Origin of the sequence: Leifsonia sp. Leaf336 (assembly GCF_001423695.1) — a bacterium.
In the GTDB taxonomy this organism is placed as follows: domain Bacteria; phylum Actinomycetota; class Actinomycetes; order Actinomycetales; family Microbacteriaceae; genus Leifsonia.
Map to the genome: position 1 here is coordinate 1,098,241 of NZ_LMOZ01000001.1, position 13,643 is coordinate 1,111,883.

18 protein-coding genes are annotated in these 13,643 nt (G+C 70.2%); 4 read left to right on the forward strand and 14 right to left on the reverse strand.

The window, feature by feature from the left end:
* Window positions 1-37 precede the first annotated feature (37 nt).
* The 4 genes from ASF88_RS05350 to ASF88_RS05365 form a co-directional block, all read right to left on the reverse strand.
* On the reverse strand, window positions 38-1,162 hold the full coding sequence (locus ASF88_RS05350; protein WP_055915187.1) for a glycosyltransferase: 1,125 nt from the start codon (window positions 1,160-1,162) through the stop codon (window positions 38-40).
* On the reverse strand, window positions 1,134-1,748 hold the full coding sequence (locus ASF88_RS05355; protein WP_162242561.1) for a TetR/AcrR family transcriptional regulator: 615 nt from the start codon (window positions 1,746-1,748) through the stop codon (window positions 1,134-1,136). The genes ASF88_RS05350 and ASF88_RS05355 overlap by 29 nt, the downstream gene beginning before the upstream one ends.
* A 102-nt stretch (window positions 1,749-1,850) precedes the next feature.
* Window positions 1,851-2,453 carry a hypothetical protein gene (locus ASF88_RS05360; protein ID WP_055915193.1) on the reverse strand — a complete coding sequence of 201 codons (603 nt, stop codon included), beginning with the start codon at window positions 2,451-2,453 and terminating at the stop codon, window positions 1,851-1,853.
* A 67-nt stretch (window positions 2,454-2,520) separates the two neighbouring features.
* Window positions 2,521-3,063, reverse strand: a complete 543-nt coding sequence (locus ASF88_RS05365) for a DapH/DapD/GlmU-related protein (RefSeq protein WP_200935230.1) — start codon at window positions 3,061-3,063, stop codon at window positions 2,521-2,523.
* Between the two features lie 86 nt (window positions 3,064-3,149).
* Between ASF88_RS05365 and ASF88_RS05370 the strand changes: the two genes are divergently transcribed.
* A complete protein-coding gene (locus tag ASF88_RS05370; protein WP_055915197.1) occupies window positions 3,150-3,713 on the forward strand; it encodes a GNAT family N-acetyltransferase in 564 nt (187 codons plus the stop codon).
* A gap of 66 nt (window positions 3,714-3,779) precedes the next feature.
* On the opposite strand, the gene ASF88_RS05375 is transcribed toward ASF88_RS05370, so the two are convergent.
* From ASF88_RS05375 to ASF88_RS05395, 5 genes are all read right to left on the reverse strand, one after another.
* Window positions 3,780-4,556: an ABC transporter permease gene (locus ASF88_RS05375; RefSeq protein WP_055915199.1), complete on the reverse strand. Its 777-nt coding sequence runs from the start codon at window positions 4,554-4,556 to the stop codon at window positions 3,780-3,782.
* Window positions 4,556-5,365, reverse strand: a complete 810-nt coding sequence (locus ASF88_RS05380; RefSeq protein ID WP_055915202.1) for an ABC transporter ATP-binding protein — start codon at window positions 5,363-5,365, stop codon at window positions 4,556-4,558. Before ASF88_RS05380 ends, ASF88_RS05375 begins: the two co-directional genes overlap by 1 nt.
* Window positions 5,362-5,736, reverse strand: a complete 375-nt coding sequence (locus ASF88_RS05385; protein WP_055915206.1) for a DUF1048 domain-containing protein — start codon at window positions 5,734-5,736, stop codon at window positions 5,362-5,364. Before ASF88_RS05385 ends, ASF88_RS05380 begins: the two co-directional genes overlap by 4 nt.
* Before the next feature lies 1 nt (window position 5,737).
* Entirely contained in the window at window positions 5,738-6,067 is a 330-nt protein-coding gene (locus ASF88_RS05390) for a PadR family transcriptional regulator (protein WP_055915209.1), read from the reverse strand.
* 125 nt (window positions 6,068-6,192) lie between these two features.
* Complete coding sequence (locus ASF88_RS05395) at window positions 6,193-6,879, reverse strand: alpha/beta hydrolase family protein (protein WP_235493291.1); 687 nt, start codon at window positions 6,877-6,879, stop codon at window positions 6,193-6,195.
* A gap of 134 nt (window positions 6,880-7,013) precedes the next feature.
* Between ASF88_RS05395 and ASF88_RS05400 the strand changes: the two genes are divergently transcribed.
* On the forward strand, window positions 7,014-8,078 hold the full coding sequence (locus tag ASF88_RS05400; RefSeq protein WP_055915212.1) for an NAD(P)H-dependent flavin oxidoreductase: 1,065 nt from the start codon (window positions 7,014-7,016) through the stop codon (window positions 8,076-8,078).
* A gap of 168 nt (window positions 8,079-8,246) precedes the next feature.
* Here ASF88_RS05400 and ASF88_RS05410 read toward each other — a convergent pair whose 3' ends face one another.
* Window positions 8,247-8,738, reverse strand: coding sequence for a MarR family winged helix-turn-helix transcriptional regulator (locus ASF88_RS05410; protein ID WP_235493292.1), 492 nt, complete (start codon window positions 8,736-8,738; stop codon window positions 8,247-8,249).
* 146 nt (window positions 8,739-8,884) lie between these two features.
* Here ASF88_RS05410 and ASF88_RS05415 point away from each other — a divergent pair, with 146 nt between their 5' ends.
* Entirely contained in the window at window positions 8,885-9,169 is a 285-nt protein-coding gene (locus ASF88_RS05415; RefSeq protein ID WP_055915218.1) for a hypothetical protein, read from the forward strand.
* A 25-nt stretch (window positions 9,170-9,194) separates the two neighbouring features.
* On the opposite strand, the gene tal is transcribed toward ASF88_RS05415, so the two are convergent.
* The 3 genes from tal to folE are packed head-to-tail and all read right to left on the reverse strand — an operon-like array spanning window position 9,195 to window position 12,198.
* Window positions 9,195-10,283, reverse strand: coding sequence for a transaldolase (gene tal, locus ASF88_RS05420; RefSeq protein ID WP_055915221.1), 1,089 nt, complete (start codon window positions 10,281-10,283; stop codon window positions 9,195-9,197).
* Window positions 10,280-11,554: an NAD(P)/FAD-dependent oxidoreductase gene (locus ASF88_RS05425; RefSeq protein ID WP_055915224.1), complete on the reverse strand. Its 1,275-nt coding sequence runs from the start codon at window positions 11,552-11,554 to the stop codon at window positions 10,280-10,282. Before ASF88_RS05425 ends, tal begins: the two co-directional genes overlap by 4 nt.
* On the reverse strand, window positions 11,551-12,198 hold the full coding sequence (gene folE / locus ASF88_RS05430) for a GTP cyclohydrolase I (RefSeq protein ID WP_055915226.1): 648 nt from the start codon (window positions 12,196-12,198) through the stop codon (window positions 11,551-11,553). Before folE ends, ASF88_RS05425 begins: the two co-directional genes overlap by 4 nt.
* A 92-nt stretch (window positions 12,199-12,290) precedes the next feature.
* Here folE and ASF88_RS05435 point away from each other — a divergent pair, with 92 nt between their 5' ends.
* Window positions 12,291-12,977 (forward strand): helix-turn-helix transcriptional regulator, encoded by a 687-nt coding sequence (locus ASF88_RS05435; RefSeq protein ID WP_055915229.1) that lies wholly within the window; start codon window positions 12,291-12,293, stop codon window positions 12,975-12,977.
* On the opposite strand, the gene ASF88_RS05440 is transcribed toward ASF88_RS05435, so the two are convergent.
* On the reverse strand, window positions 12,957-13,640 hold the full coding sequence (locus ASF88_RS05440; RefSeq protein WP_055915232.1) for an MgtC/SapB family protein: 684 nt from the start codon (window positions 13,638-13,640) through the stop codon (window positions 12,957-12,959). The genes ASF88_RS05435 and ASF88_RS05440 overlap by 21 nt on opposite strands.
* Window positions 13,641-13,643: the final 3 nt, after the last annotated feature.

Here is a 13,643-nt window from a genome sequence, read left to right on the forward strand (position 1 = left end):
TCGTCCGGCGGCTGCGTCTCGGCGAGGAGGCCGTTCCTCAGACCGACCACGTCGCGGGCCGCGATGCCAGGAGGGTCACGAGCGCGTCCGCTGCCGCCGACGCTCCCCGGGCCGCCTGGTTCCGCTCTGCGGCTTTCGCAGCGGCCAATCGGTAGCTGCGCGTTCCGAGCAGTGTGGCGACGGCTTGGCCGATCTCGGCGGATGAGGACTTTCTGCTGAGGGTCACCCCGAGGCCGGCTCTCTGAATTGCTGCGCCGATCATCGGCTGGTCGATCAGCGGGTGCATCGGGATGACGAGAACGGGGATGCCATTGGTCACCGCTCTCATGGTGGTGGAGTGGCCGCCGTGGCAGATCACCAGATCGACGGTGGGGAGGATCTCCGCGTGGTCGACGTAGCCGACGACGCTGACGTTCGGCGGGGCGTGCAGGTCATCGGGTGTGGCCTGCCCGGCCGTGGTCACGATGGCATCCACCGGCAGTTCGCCCAGCGCGGCGAGGATGCTGCGGTACACCTCCACTTGCCCGGGCAGCCAGAGGGTGCTGAGGCTGACGAGGACCCGCTGCCGGTCGTCGGCGCGGATCTGGTGCGGCGCGCCTGTCTCGGCCACCCCTGTCCAGACTCGGCGCTGGTCGGCGGTGCCGCTCGCCGGGTCGAGGACCGGATCGCTGGCCACGATTTCGAGATCGGCCCCGCCCCATGCCTTGCGTGCGTTGGCGCCGCGCAGCTGAGCGAGGCGGCCGACGGGTCCGTTGGCCCACGGGCCGTTCCAGAATGCGTAGAAGCTGTGGAACAAGGCAGCGCAGGGCAGGCCGATCGTGCGAGCTGCGCCGACCATGCCGGGAAGCATGCAGTCGACCACGGCCAGGTCGGGACTCTGCGCGCGGGCGGCGGCGAGGAAGTCTTGGATCATGCGACGACTGGACGCCGCGTACACGTAGTCGGAAACGGTGCGCACGGTGGATGAGGGTTTCGAATGGTCCCACGCACGTGCGTCGGAGAACGGGGTGAACCCGAATCCGGCTCCCTCGACCATTCCCTTCTGCGCGGGGTGGGCGAGGAAGACGATGCGGTGGCCGCGCGCCTCCAACTCGCGAGCTATGGCGAGAGCAGGCGGAACATTGCCGCCGGCGTCAACGGTGACGAAGAGGATGGTCGACATTTTCGGTCCTTTGCACAGTGTGCTCGATCATGCGGCGTACGCGCCGCGCCGTCTCCTCGAAGCTGAGGCCGCGGTCCCGGCGGAGGATCTTCCAGGTGTAGACGTCTGTGGCGACCATGAGGAAGTCGATGACCGCCTCCCGCTCGTCGGTGTCGTCGGGCAGGAAGGGTGCGAAGACTCGCTGCACCCACGCGAGGTGCATCCGCCGCCCTTCATCCGTGATCGCGGCAGCGCGCGGCTCCCACCGCTCCTGCCCGAGGAACATGAGGACGTCGTCGCCCCGCAGTTCGTAATGCGCCATCAGCGCCTCGATGATCGCGTCGAGATCACCGGGCGGTGCCACGAGTTCGGCGATGACCTCGGCGCGAACGTGTACTTCTGCCGCATCGAAGACACCATCTCGGCTTCCGAACTGCCGAAGAACCGTCTGAACCGAGACACCCGCTCGCTTGGCGATGTCGGGCAGAGCCACGGCGACGATCGGCTTCTCGGCTGCCAGGGTGACCGTGGCGTCGAGGATGCGCAGCCGGGTCTGCTCGGTCTGCTCCGCGCGGGTGCGCATCTCGTAGGCTCTCGATGTTTTCATGTTAATGTCCATTAACGCCAAAATACACATTGGTGTCAATAGGCATTCACATGAAAGCCGCGTTCGGGGCGATTCTCCTCCGCGGCGTTCGACGACCGATCGCTACGGCTCGGTCGTCAGCGGCGCGTACGCGATCGTCGTCTGCAGCCAGATCCAGCTGCCGCGCGCGCTGCCCCGCACCAGGTCGACGTGGACCGTCTCATCCGGGGCGATCGCGGCGGTGCCGACGTGGAGGGTGCGCACCTGGGGCTGGTCCAGCGTCCAGCTCGCCGGCGCCGCGCCCGTGTTGGGCGACGCCTCCAGTGACACCGTCGCGCCGAGGTCGAGGAAGAACGGGACGACGGTCCAGGCGATGTCGTAGGCGCGGGGTTCGGTGATGCCGAAGTCCGCCGGGGTGAAGCGCAGCGAGATCCGGAACCAGTCCGGTGGCTGGTTCGCGTGGACGTCCCACGAGTAGAAGAACGCCGGGTTCAGGTCGGGCGCGAAGAGGATGTCGCCGGTGGCGACGGCCGAGGGGAGGGTGAGGTTCACCCCGGTGGCGAGGTTGCGGGCGAGGTGACCGGCGTCGATCGTGGCGATGGTGCCGGGGAACTCGCCCACCGGCGGGAGGCCGGCGAGCTGGCCGCGGAGCCGGTCGGCGAAGTCGGCGAGCTCCGAACGTTCCGGACGCCGGGCGGCGCTCGGCGGGTTGGTGATGTCGTCCATGGTGCCGCACCCTACGCCGCGGGACGCTCCGTGGCTCTACTGAGCTGCGCTGATGTGCGGGGAGCACTCAGAACTCCCGGAGCACGCGACCCGTCGGGCCCGCCACGAGGCTGCCGGCGGGCACGTCGTCGGCGACGACGGCGCCGGCCGCGATGACGGCGTCGCGCCCGATGGTCACGCCAGGGAGGATGGTGGCGCCCGCGCCGATCCACACGTTCTCGGCGACGTCGATGGGGCCGCCGGTCAACCAGATGCGGCGGTCCTCCACGTCGACGGGATGACCGACGGTGATGAACGTGACCCGGGGCGCGATCATCACGCGCGGCGCCAGCCGGATGCCGGCGTAGTCGAGGAACGTGCAGTTCTGGTTGATGAAGACGCGCTCGCTCACGTCGAGGTTGAGCCCGTGGTCGGTGAAGAACGGCGGGTAGATCGTCACCCGCTCCGGGAGCGGCCGACCCAGGATCTGCTCGAACAACGCCGCCTTGCCCGCCTCGTCGTCGAACGGCAGGACGTTCAGGCGCGACGTCAGCTCGGTCGCCCGGAGCACGCGCTCCGACATCGCCTGGAACTCGGGGGAGTGGATGCGCATGAGGAGGTCGCTGGACACCCCACGATCCTCCCGCGGCCCACCGGCACAATCACCGCGGACACGCCACCGACGGCGCTGTCGGCCCTCCGCGCTACGCTCGGGGCATGTCCATCGAGGTGCTGCCGGCGACCGGTCGCTGGGACGACTTCGCCAGCTTCATGGTTCCGCGCAAGCCGGGCGGCGGCTGCGTCTGCATGTCCTATCGCGACGCGCGCCTCGCGATGCCCGAGCGCATCGACTACATGCACCGGGAGTGCCAGACCGAGCCGGGGCCCGGCGTGCTGGTGTACGCCGACGCGGAGGTCGCCGGCTGGTGCTCGGTCGCACCCAAGTCGACCTACCGGCGCCTGATGAACTCCCGCACCATCCCGCACCTCGACGAGGAGCTCGACCCGTGGTCGATCGTCTGCTTCGTCGTGCGCGGAGGTTTCCGCAAGCGCGGGCTGATGCACGACCTCCTCGACGGCGCGGTCGAGCACGCACGCGCGAACGGTGCAACGCTCGTGGAGGGCTACCCGGTCGATACCCGCGGCGAGCGGGTCGATGTGATCAGCGGCTACGTCGGCACCGTCGAGCTGTTCGAGAAGCACGGGTTCGGCCGGCTGCGCGAGACCAACGCGCACTCCGGCGGCGGCGTCCGCTGGATCATGCGGCGCGAACTCGGCTGAACAGCAGAACGGCCGCCGACCCGGAGGTCGGCGGCCGTGCCGCAGCCGAGGGATGGAGACCCCGGCTCACCCGCGGCTGATCCGCCGCCGGTAGATCGACATAGCGAAGCCGTAGGCGACGACGAGGATTCCGAGGCACCAGGCGAGGGCGATCCAGATGTCGCCGTTGACCGGCTGCTGGGCGAAGAGCGCCCGGATGGTGTCGACGATCGGTGTCACCGGCTGGTGCTCGGCGAACCAGGCCACCGGCGCCGGCATGGTGTCCGTGGGGACGAACGCCGAGCTGATGAACGGGAGGAAGATCAGCGGGTAGGCGAACGCTCCCGCCCCGTCCACGCTCTTCGCCGACAGGCCGGCGATGACGGCCACCCAGGTCAGCGCCAGGGTGAACAGGACGAGGATGCCGGCGACCCCGAGCCAGGCGAGCACACTCGCTCCGGTGCGGAAGCCGATCAGCAGGGCGACCAGCACGACCAGCACGACCGAGATCATGTTGGACACGAGCGAGGTGAGCACGTGCGCCCAGAGGACGCTCGACCGGGCGATCGGCATGGACTGGAACCGCTCGAAGATGCCGCCTTTCAGGTCCATGAACAGCCGGTACGACGTGTACGAGATGCCGGAGGCGATCGTGATCAGAAGGATCCCTGGCAGCAGGTAGTTCACGTATGAACCGGAGTCGGGCCCGGTGCTGATCGCGCCGCCGAGGACGAACACGAACAGCAGCATGAGGGCGATCGGCGTGATGGTGACGGTGATGATGGTGTCCAGGCTGCGTGTGATGTGCTTCATGGACCGGCCGGTCAGGACCGTGGTGTCGGCGACGAATGTTGCGGTGGACATCAGGACTCCTTGGTGGTCTCGGGGGCCGCGGTCTCGGTGGAGGCCGACGGTCCGACGATGGCGAGGAACACGTCCTCGAGGCTGGGCTGCTTCTCCACGTACTCGACCTGCGTCGGGGGGAGGAGCTGCTTGAGCTCGGCGAGCGTGCCGTTCGCGATGATGCGGCCCTCGTGGAGGATCGCGATGCGGTCGGCGAGCTGCTCCGCCTCGTCGAGGTACTGCGTGGTGAGCAGCACCGTGGTGCCCCGGTCGGCGAGACGCTTGACCGTCTCCCACACCTCGATGCGCGCCTGCGGGTCGAGCCCGGTGGTGGGCTCGTCGAGGAACACCACCGGCGGCTCGCCGATGAGACTCATCGCGATGTCGAGCCGGCGGCGCATGCCGCCCGAGTACGTGCCGACCTTGCGGCCTCCCGCATCGGTCAGCGAGAAGCGGGCCAGCAGGTCGTCGGCGATGCCGGCGGGGTTCTTCAGGTGGCGGAGGCGGGCGACGAGGATGAGGTTCTCGCGACCGCTGAGGACCTCGTCGACGGCGGCGAACTGCCCGGTCAGGCTGATCGACCTCCGCACGTCGTCGGCCTGGCGGGCGACGTCGAAGCCGTTGACCGTCGCGGTTCCGGTGTCGCCCCGCAGCAGGGTCGACAGGATCTTCACCGCCGTGGTCTTGCCGGCGCCGTTCGAGCCGAGGAGGGCGAAAATGGCGCCCTTCTCGACATCGAAGTCGACGCCGCGCAGCACGTGGAGGTCTTTGTAGGACTTCTCGAGGCCGCGGACCTGGATGGCGGGCGCGGCGACAGCGGTCGGGGTCATGAATCCTTCTCCTGGTTTCGTTCGGCCGCCTCGACGGCCTCGGTGAGACGGGCGCGCTCCTTGTCGATCCAGCGCGTGCCGACGTAGGCGGCGGCGAACTCGTCCGCGAACTCGACCGGGTCGTCGCCGACGATCTCGCGGATCGGAGTGCCGTCGGTGGCGGCACGCTCGAAGAGGTCGACGAAGTCGCCCATCATCGTCATGATCGTGTCGCCGTCGACGATGCCGCCGTTGTACATGAGGTAGCGGTTGACCGCCTTGGCGACGCCGTTGTAAGGCTCGGGGAGAGCCTCCAGGCGGGCCTTGAGCTGCCGGTACTGCTTCTTCTGCTCGAGCGATCCGGTGACCAGCTCGATCCACTTCGATGCCATTTCAGTTGCCTCCATCTCGGAGCTGTTCGATCCGTTCTGCGAGGAAGCTCCAGGTCCTCCAGAATTCTTCGAGGTATTCGCGTCCCGCTGCGTTGAGCGAGTACACCTTGCGGGGCGGTCCCTTCTCGGAGGGGACCTTCTCCACGTCGACGAGGCCGCGCTGCTCCACTCGGACGAGCAGGGCGTACACGGTGCCCTCGGCGATGTCGTCGAAGCCCTGGTCGCGCAGCCACGAGGTGATCTCGTATCCGTACGCGGCCCGGCTCGACAGGATGGCGAGGACGATGCCCTCGAGAGTGCCCTTGAGCATCTCCGTGGTCTGCTTGCCCACGACCTCCTCCTAACTACTCAGTGCTGTTGACTACCACTAGATAGTAACGCCGAGTACCAGTAGATAGCAACACTGAATAGTGATTTTTTTCGAGGGGTGGGAGAGGGCGTCGAAGAGGGGGACGGCTACGGTCTCGCGAGCACGTCGTCCACGAACGCAGCGGTCGTCGACACGACCAGCTCGCGCACGTCGCGCGCGGTGAGCGGGGAGGCCTTGAGTGTCTTCATCCCGTGGTCGGCGCCGGAGACGGTCACGATCCGCACGTTCGCGTGGTCGCCGGGTGCGGCCTCCACGTCGGCGCGCAGGAGGTCGGCGCCGCCGAAGGTGTCGCGGTCGCCCTGGAGCACCAGCACCGGGACGGAGGGCGTCAGCAGCTCGTCGAGGCGGGTGACCTCGGGGCGCCCCGGCGGGTGGAGCGGGAAGGCCAGGCAGATGACCGCGGCTGCTCCCGTCGCGGTGGCCGTGCGGCACGCGACCCGGGCTCCGGCGCTGCGACCGCCGACGACGACCGGCAGGCCCTCGGCGAGCTCTGCGACGACGGGCGCGGCCTCCATCCAGGCGGCATCGAGCGCGGGAGGCCGGGACGCGACGCGCTTGCCGGCGACCCGCCAGGGCTGCTCGTACCGGGCCACAGTGATCCCGACAGCGGGGAGGGCTGCCGCGAGCGCCGCGAGATCGACGGCACCGATGCCGCCGCCGGCGCCGTGACCGAGCCAGAGCAGAGCGCGCGGCTGCGTCGCCGCCGCCACGGTAAATCGCCCGGGCCCGGCTGCGGTCGGGACGTCGATCACCACGTCGGCCGCTGCATCCACAGCTCGACGCTACCGGGAGCAACGCTCGACCGCACCTGGTCGGCGGCAACGCGCCGATATAATCGGCGGTACGCCAACACTTGCGATTGCGCAATGAATGCTTTGCGTGATCGCCCGGAACGGGAGACGTGCGGATGAGCCTGACCAGTCAGCTGGGAGTCGAGGTGCCGGTGGTGCTGGGCCCGTTCGGCGGGCTGTCGTCCGTCGAGCTGACCGCAGCCGTGAGCGAAGCGGGAGGCCTGGGCTCGTACGGCCTGTACGGCTTCGACCGCGACCGCATCCGCACGGTGGCCGACGAGCTCCGGTCGCGCACGCAGCGTCCCTTCGCCCTGAACCTGTGGCTGCCGCACAAGGAGCGGGGCGAGCACGACCCCGAGGCGTTCGATCGCGGCGAGTTCGACCGCGCTGTCGAGGGGATGGCCGAGCTCTATGCGGAGGCCGGGGTGCGGCCTCCCGAGTGGCCCGTCGCCCCGCTGCCGTCGTTCGACGAGCAGCTGGAGGCTGCCCTCGACGCACGCCCGGCGGTGCTCAGCTTCGTGTTCGGCGTGCCGTCGGCCGAGACGGTCGAGGAGGCGCACCGCCGCGGGATCGTCGTCATCGGCGCCGCGACGACGGTCGCCGAAGCGCGGGCTCTGGAGGCCGGAGGCGTGGACGCCGTGGTCGCCTCCGGGATGGAGGCCGCCGGCCACCGGCCGTCGTTCCTCCTCGAGCCGGAGCGGAGCCTGGTCGGCGCGTTCTCGCTCATTCCGCAGGTCGTCGACGCTGTCGGTATCCCGGTGATCGCGGCAGGTGGGATCGCCGACCGACGCGGGGTGGCCGCCGCCTTCGCGCTCGGCGCGTCGGCCGTTCAGGCGGGCACCGTCTTCCTCGCCACGGCGCAGTCCGCTGCCCCGGCCGTCCATCGCGAGCGCATCCGCACCGCGCTGGCGAACGACACCGTGCTCACCCGCGCCATGAGCGGCCGGGTCGCACGTGGCCTCCCGAACCGCGCGGTGCGCGCGATCGAGGCGAGCGGCGCCGGTGCGAGCTTCCCGTTGCAGAACATCCTGACCGGGATCTTCCGTCGCGCCGCGCAGGCGCAGGGCGACCGGCCGGAGCTGCTGTCGCTCTGGATGGGCCAGAGCGCGGGGATCTCGCGGTTCGACGACGCGGCGGACGTCTTCGCCGAGCTCGCGGCGGGTGTACCCGATGTCGGGTGACATCGACCCGGCGGCCACGACGCCTCCGGAACGGGTCGAGGCGGAGTGGGAGGAGGGCGGCGACGCCGCTTGCTGGCTCGCCTCCGTGTGCCCCGAGTGCGGCGCGTTCCGCGAGGCGCCCGGACCGTGCGCGCGCTGTGGCGCGGAGCCGCCGTCTGAGGTGAGGCGCTAGACGCCGGCTGTTCCCGGCAGCAACAGCGTGAACCGGCCGTCCGCGTCGGGCAGGTCTCCGGCCGCGCGGGCGAAGGCCCGGAACGACGCGACGGCGACGCCGCGCTCGTCGGGCTCCATCCCGGCGAGCACCTCGGCGAGAGCGGTGCGACGATGGCCGATGACGCGTTCGACGAGCTCCGCACCCGCGGGGGTCAGTGCGACGCGGACGAAGCGACGGTCGGCGGGGTCCTCCGCGCGATGGATGAGGCCGGCTCGGACCATCTTCTCGCACGTCCGGGTGGCGTTGGAGGCGTGCACGCCCAATTCGGTCGCGACGTTGCCGAGGGTCTGCGGCCCGCGCGTGGCGATCATCACCAGCACACGCAGCTGCGGGGACGTGACGATGTCCTCGACCTCCGAGACGGACCGCGCGGCGACGCGCATCATCACATCGGCCGCCTGGAGGGCCGCATCGACGTCTCCGGTGTGCTGGTCGTCATGACTCACCCTCTAGTTCTACCGTGCATCGCGGGCCCGTGCACGGAACGTGGCTGTGGCGCAGGTGCGAGCCGCCTCCGAGTGTCGTGCGCGCCCTTCCGTGCGGGTGGCGATCGGGGGATAATTGCGATGTCGCAACTAAGGAGGCGATCGACATGGTCGAAGCACAGGAACGCGACGCGGTCGAGGGCCGGTACACCCAGGCCGAGCCCGAGCTGGCAGAAGGCCGCGCCGTCCACGGTCAGTACACCGAGGGCGAAGGGCACCCGGGACCCGACACCGAGACCGCGGGCGCGTACGTCGGCTCGCAGCGCGAGGGGAGGCCTCCGATCGTGAGGAGCACCCACCAGCGCAGCGGCAACTATCCCAAGGCCGATCACGAGCCCCACCACGACGAGCCTCCCGAAGAGGAGGAGAGCGCCGAGAGGGGAGTCGACTAGCGCGCTGAGCGCGCGGCGGCCCGGGTCAACCCTGGACCGCCGCGAGCAGTCGCCCCCAGGACTCGCCGAACGCGCCGATCCCTGCGCGTTCGAGTTCTGCCGTGACCTCGTCCAGCGGCACGCCGACGCGCGCCAGCTCGTCGAGCGTCGCGCGCGACTCCGCGTAGCTGCCGCGGATGGTGTCCGGTCGGATTCGCCCGTGGTCGTGCAGGGCCTCCAGCGTCGCGGACGGCACCGTGTCGACGACCTCGGGCGCGACGAGATCCTCGATGTAGCGGGTGTCGCGCATCGCCGGGTCCTTCACGCCCGTAGAGGCCCACAGCGGTCGCTGCGGGTGCGCGCCGCGCGCGGCCAGCGCCTGCCAACCCGGCAGCACCAGCGCCTCCTCGTAGGCGGCGTACGCCAGCCGCGCGTTGGCGACGGCGGCGAGCCCGCGAAGTCCGGCCGCGGCCGGACCGCCGATTGGGTCCAGCCGCCGATCGACAGCCACGTCGACCCGGGACACGAAGAACGACGCCACGGATCGGATGCCGCGGGGATCGATCCCCGCCTCGACCGCGCGGGCGAGCCCGGTCCGGTATGCCTCCCGCACCTGCCGGTAGCGGTCTAGCCCGAACAGCAGCGTCATGTTGATTGAGGCGCCCTCCGCGGTTGCGTCCTCCAGGGCGCGGACGCCCGCATCGGTCGACGGGATCTTCACGAACAGGTTGGGCCGGTCGACCAGGGCGCGCAGCTTCCTGACCTCGGCCAGGGTCGCGGCGGTGTCGTGGGCGGCTTCAGGTGTCACCTCGATGGACACGAAGCCGTCGGCGCCGCCCGAGCGTTCGTGCACGGGCAGGAGGATATCGCAGGCGGCGCGGACGTCTGCCGTGACGATCTCCAGTGCGGCGTCGCGGGGATCGCTGCCCGCTCGACGGAGGCCGTCGAGCTGCGCCGTGTACGCGGCCGGGTCCTTCTCGACCGCGGTCGCGAAGATGGTCGGGTTGGTTGTGATGCCCGTCACCCCGCGCTCGGCGATCAGCTCGGCGAGCCGGCCGGAGAGGATGTCTGTGCGTGACAGATCATCCAGCCAGATGCTGACCCCGGCATCGCGGAGGTCGGAGATCGCGGTCATGAGGCCGCCCGTCCCTCCACGGTTCGCGACTCGGCGCCGGGCAGCAGCTCCGGCAGCGGGAGGTCGGGATCGCGCAGGCTCTCTCGGAGGATCGGCGCACGCGAGGCGACAAGCGCCTTGATGTCGTCGTTGACGTCCCATACGTTCACGTTCATACCGGCTACCACTCGTTCGTCCCGTACCCAGAACGCGATGAACTCGCCGGTGGACGGAACGCCGCGGTAAATCACCTCGGCGCCTTTCGTGAGCGGTGCGAACCCGGCGTACTCCATCCCCACGTCGAACTGGTCGGTGAAGAAGTACGGCACGGCGCAGTATTCGACGCGCTCGCCGAGGAGCGCCCGCGCGGCGGTGGTGCCGCCGTCGATCGCGTTGGCCCAGTGCTCGCTGCGCAGGCGCGTGTCGATCAGGGGGTGGACGGCGAACGCGATGTCGCCCGCGGCCCAGACGTTCGGTGCGCTCGTGCGCAGCGACGAATCGGTGAGCACACCGTTCCCGACCGAGAGACCGGCGTGCTCGGCCAGCTCGATGACGGGCACCGCGCCGACGCCGACGATGACGATGTCGGCCGGTACCACCTCGCCGTCGCCCAGCCGCACGCCGGTGGCGTGTCCGCCCTCGCCGGCGATGGAGTCGACCTCAATGCGCGTACGGATGCGGACGCCGTGCGACTTGTGCACCTCGGCGAACCAGCCGCCCAGCTCGTCGCCGAGGGCGACCGCCAACGGGATCGGATCGCGCTCGAGGATGGTGACCTCGTTGCCGAGCGTGCGAGCGGTCGCCGCGACCTCCATTCCGATCCAGCCGGAGCCGATCAGCACGACCTGGCGCCCGCCTGCGGCGATGAACTCGCGCAGGCGCTCGCTGTCGTCGAGGGTGCGCAGCGACAGCACGCCGTCGAGGTCGGCGCCCCGGATCGGCAGCTGCCGCGGCACGGAGCCGGTCGCCAGCAGGGCGCGGTCGAAGCGATGGGATACCCCGTCGGTGTCGGTCACCGTCTCGGCCGTCGGATCGAGCCGGGCGATGCGTGTGCCGAGGTGGAGGTCGATGTCGTTGTCGCGATACCAGGCTTCCTCGTGCACGTCGATCGAGGAGCGGTCGGCGGTGCCGGCGAGGAAGCCTTTGGAGAGCGGCGGCCGGATGTAGGGCAGGTGGCTCTCGGCGCCGAACAGCCGGATGACTCCGTCGAATCCGCGCTCTCGCAGGGTGGTCGCCGCGGTCGCTCCGGCGAGGGAGGCGCCGACGATCGCGATCTCGGACGGCGCGCTCATCGTTCGGCCCTCCCGTCCGAGAACGCGCGGCGGCCGTCGTCGAACCGGCGGGCGCCCGAGCCCGCCAGTTCGCCCGTAAACCTCGACGTCCGGGTCAGTGCTCCGGGAGCGCGCACGCCGCGCACGGCCATGCAGAGGTGCTCGGCCTCCAGCACGACGCCGACGCCGCGCGGCTCCAGCTCGCTATCGAGCCAGTCGGCGACCTGAACGGTCAGGCGCTCCTGCAGTTGCAGGTCGCGCGAGAAGTACTCGACGGCACGGGCGAGTTTCGACAGGCCGAGCAGCCGATCGCCCGGGAGATAGCCGACATGGGCGACGCCGCGGAACGGCAGCAGATGGTGGGCGCACAGCGAGGTGAATGGGATGTTGCGCACCAGGACCAGGTCGTCGTACTCCTCGTCGTTCGGAAAGGTGGTGGGCCGCAGCGGGGGACCGTCGAGCATTTCCGCGAAGGCCGCGGCCACGCGCCGTGGGGTGTCGGCCAGTTGTGGGTCGGCGGTGTCGCGCCCGAGTGCGCTCAGGAGCTCGGCGATCGCGGCCTCGGCGCGTGGCCGGTCGATGGCACCCGTCCAGGGTCCGGGCAACGGGTCATGGATCGGGTGGAGCGGTGGGTGGTCCTCGTGGGACTCTGTCGTCAGCGACATCGTGTCCTCCTCGCAGTTCCGGCTATAGCGCGAGAGTACGTACGCACTTCTTCTATTGTCAAGAATTAGTTTTTTAGAGTTAGGATGGAGGCATGACCGACGACGATCTGACCGCTGTCGCGGCGCTTGCCGACCCCGCGCGTCGGGCACTGGTGCGCCTCCTGGAGACTGCCGGCGAACCGCAGGGACGCGACGAGCTCGCCGAGCGCGTGGGACTTCCGCGTGCCACGGTGGCGTTCCACCTCGAGAAGCTGGTGGACTCCGGTGTGCTGGTCGCGGAGTTCAGGCACCGCGGCGACAAGCGCGGCCCGGGCTCGGGACGCCCCGCGAAGTTCTACTCCCTCGCCTGCGACGAGTTCGCGGCCGCCGTCCCGCCCCGCCGCTATGACCTGGCCGGCGAGCTGCTCGCGAGCGCCGTCGAGCTCTCGGACAGCTCGGGGCGACCGGTGCGGGAGTGCCTGCTGAGTGTCGCGGCCGAGAGCGGAGCGCGGCGTAGCGATGCGACCCGGCCCCTGGACGGCACCCTCGGCGACCTCGGCTACGAGCCGGTCGACGACGACCGGGGCGGCTTCGTGCTCGCCAACTGCCCGTTCCACCGGCTGTCGAGCCGTCACACCGACGTGATCTGCTCGGCCAACGTGGCGTATGTGGCGGCGCTCAGCGCGGGCGCGAGCGATCCCCGCGAGACGTGGCTGGAGCCGCTGGCGGGCGGCTGCTGCGTGCGGGTCGGGCCTGCGTCAGCCCCGGAACTGCCTGCGTCAGCCTCGGATCTGTCCTGAGGTCACGCTCACCACGCCGTCGATCGCGCCCAGTTCCGCGAGCAGCCGATCGGAGTCCTTCTGCTTGCCGCGCACGTGCACGGTGAGCTCGAGGTCGCGATCGGAGCGTCGACGCACGTCGTCCACGCGCGTGTGCACGTGCGCCGTGGCGAGACGATCGAGCACGGCGCCGAGCTGGTCGCCGGCGGGGCCGACCCGCACCAACAGCCGGTTCTCCGACCGTCTCCGCATGAGCCGCTCGGCCGTCGGCAGGGTGCCCACCGCGAGCAGGTGCAGCATGGTGCCGGCGACGGCGAGCAGGGGCAGACCGGCGGCGCACGCCATTCCGACCGCGGCCGTCACCCAGATCGAGGCCGCCGTGGTCAGCCCGACGACGTTGCCCCGGTTGACGAAGATGACGCCGGCCCCCACGAAGCCGATGCCGGTGACCACCTGCGCGGCGATCCGGGAGGGGTCGACCGCGCCCAGGCCGAGAGACACGAAGCCGTAGGCCGACACCAGGGTGAACAGCGCGGAGCCCAGCCCGACCAGGATGTGGGTGCGCAATCCCGCGCTCTTGAACTGGCGTTCGCGTTCGACGCCGATGATCGCGGAGAGCACGAACGCGAGCAGGAGCAGCAGCAGCTGGTCCACCAGCGTTCCCGTGCCCAGCCACACGCTCATGGG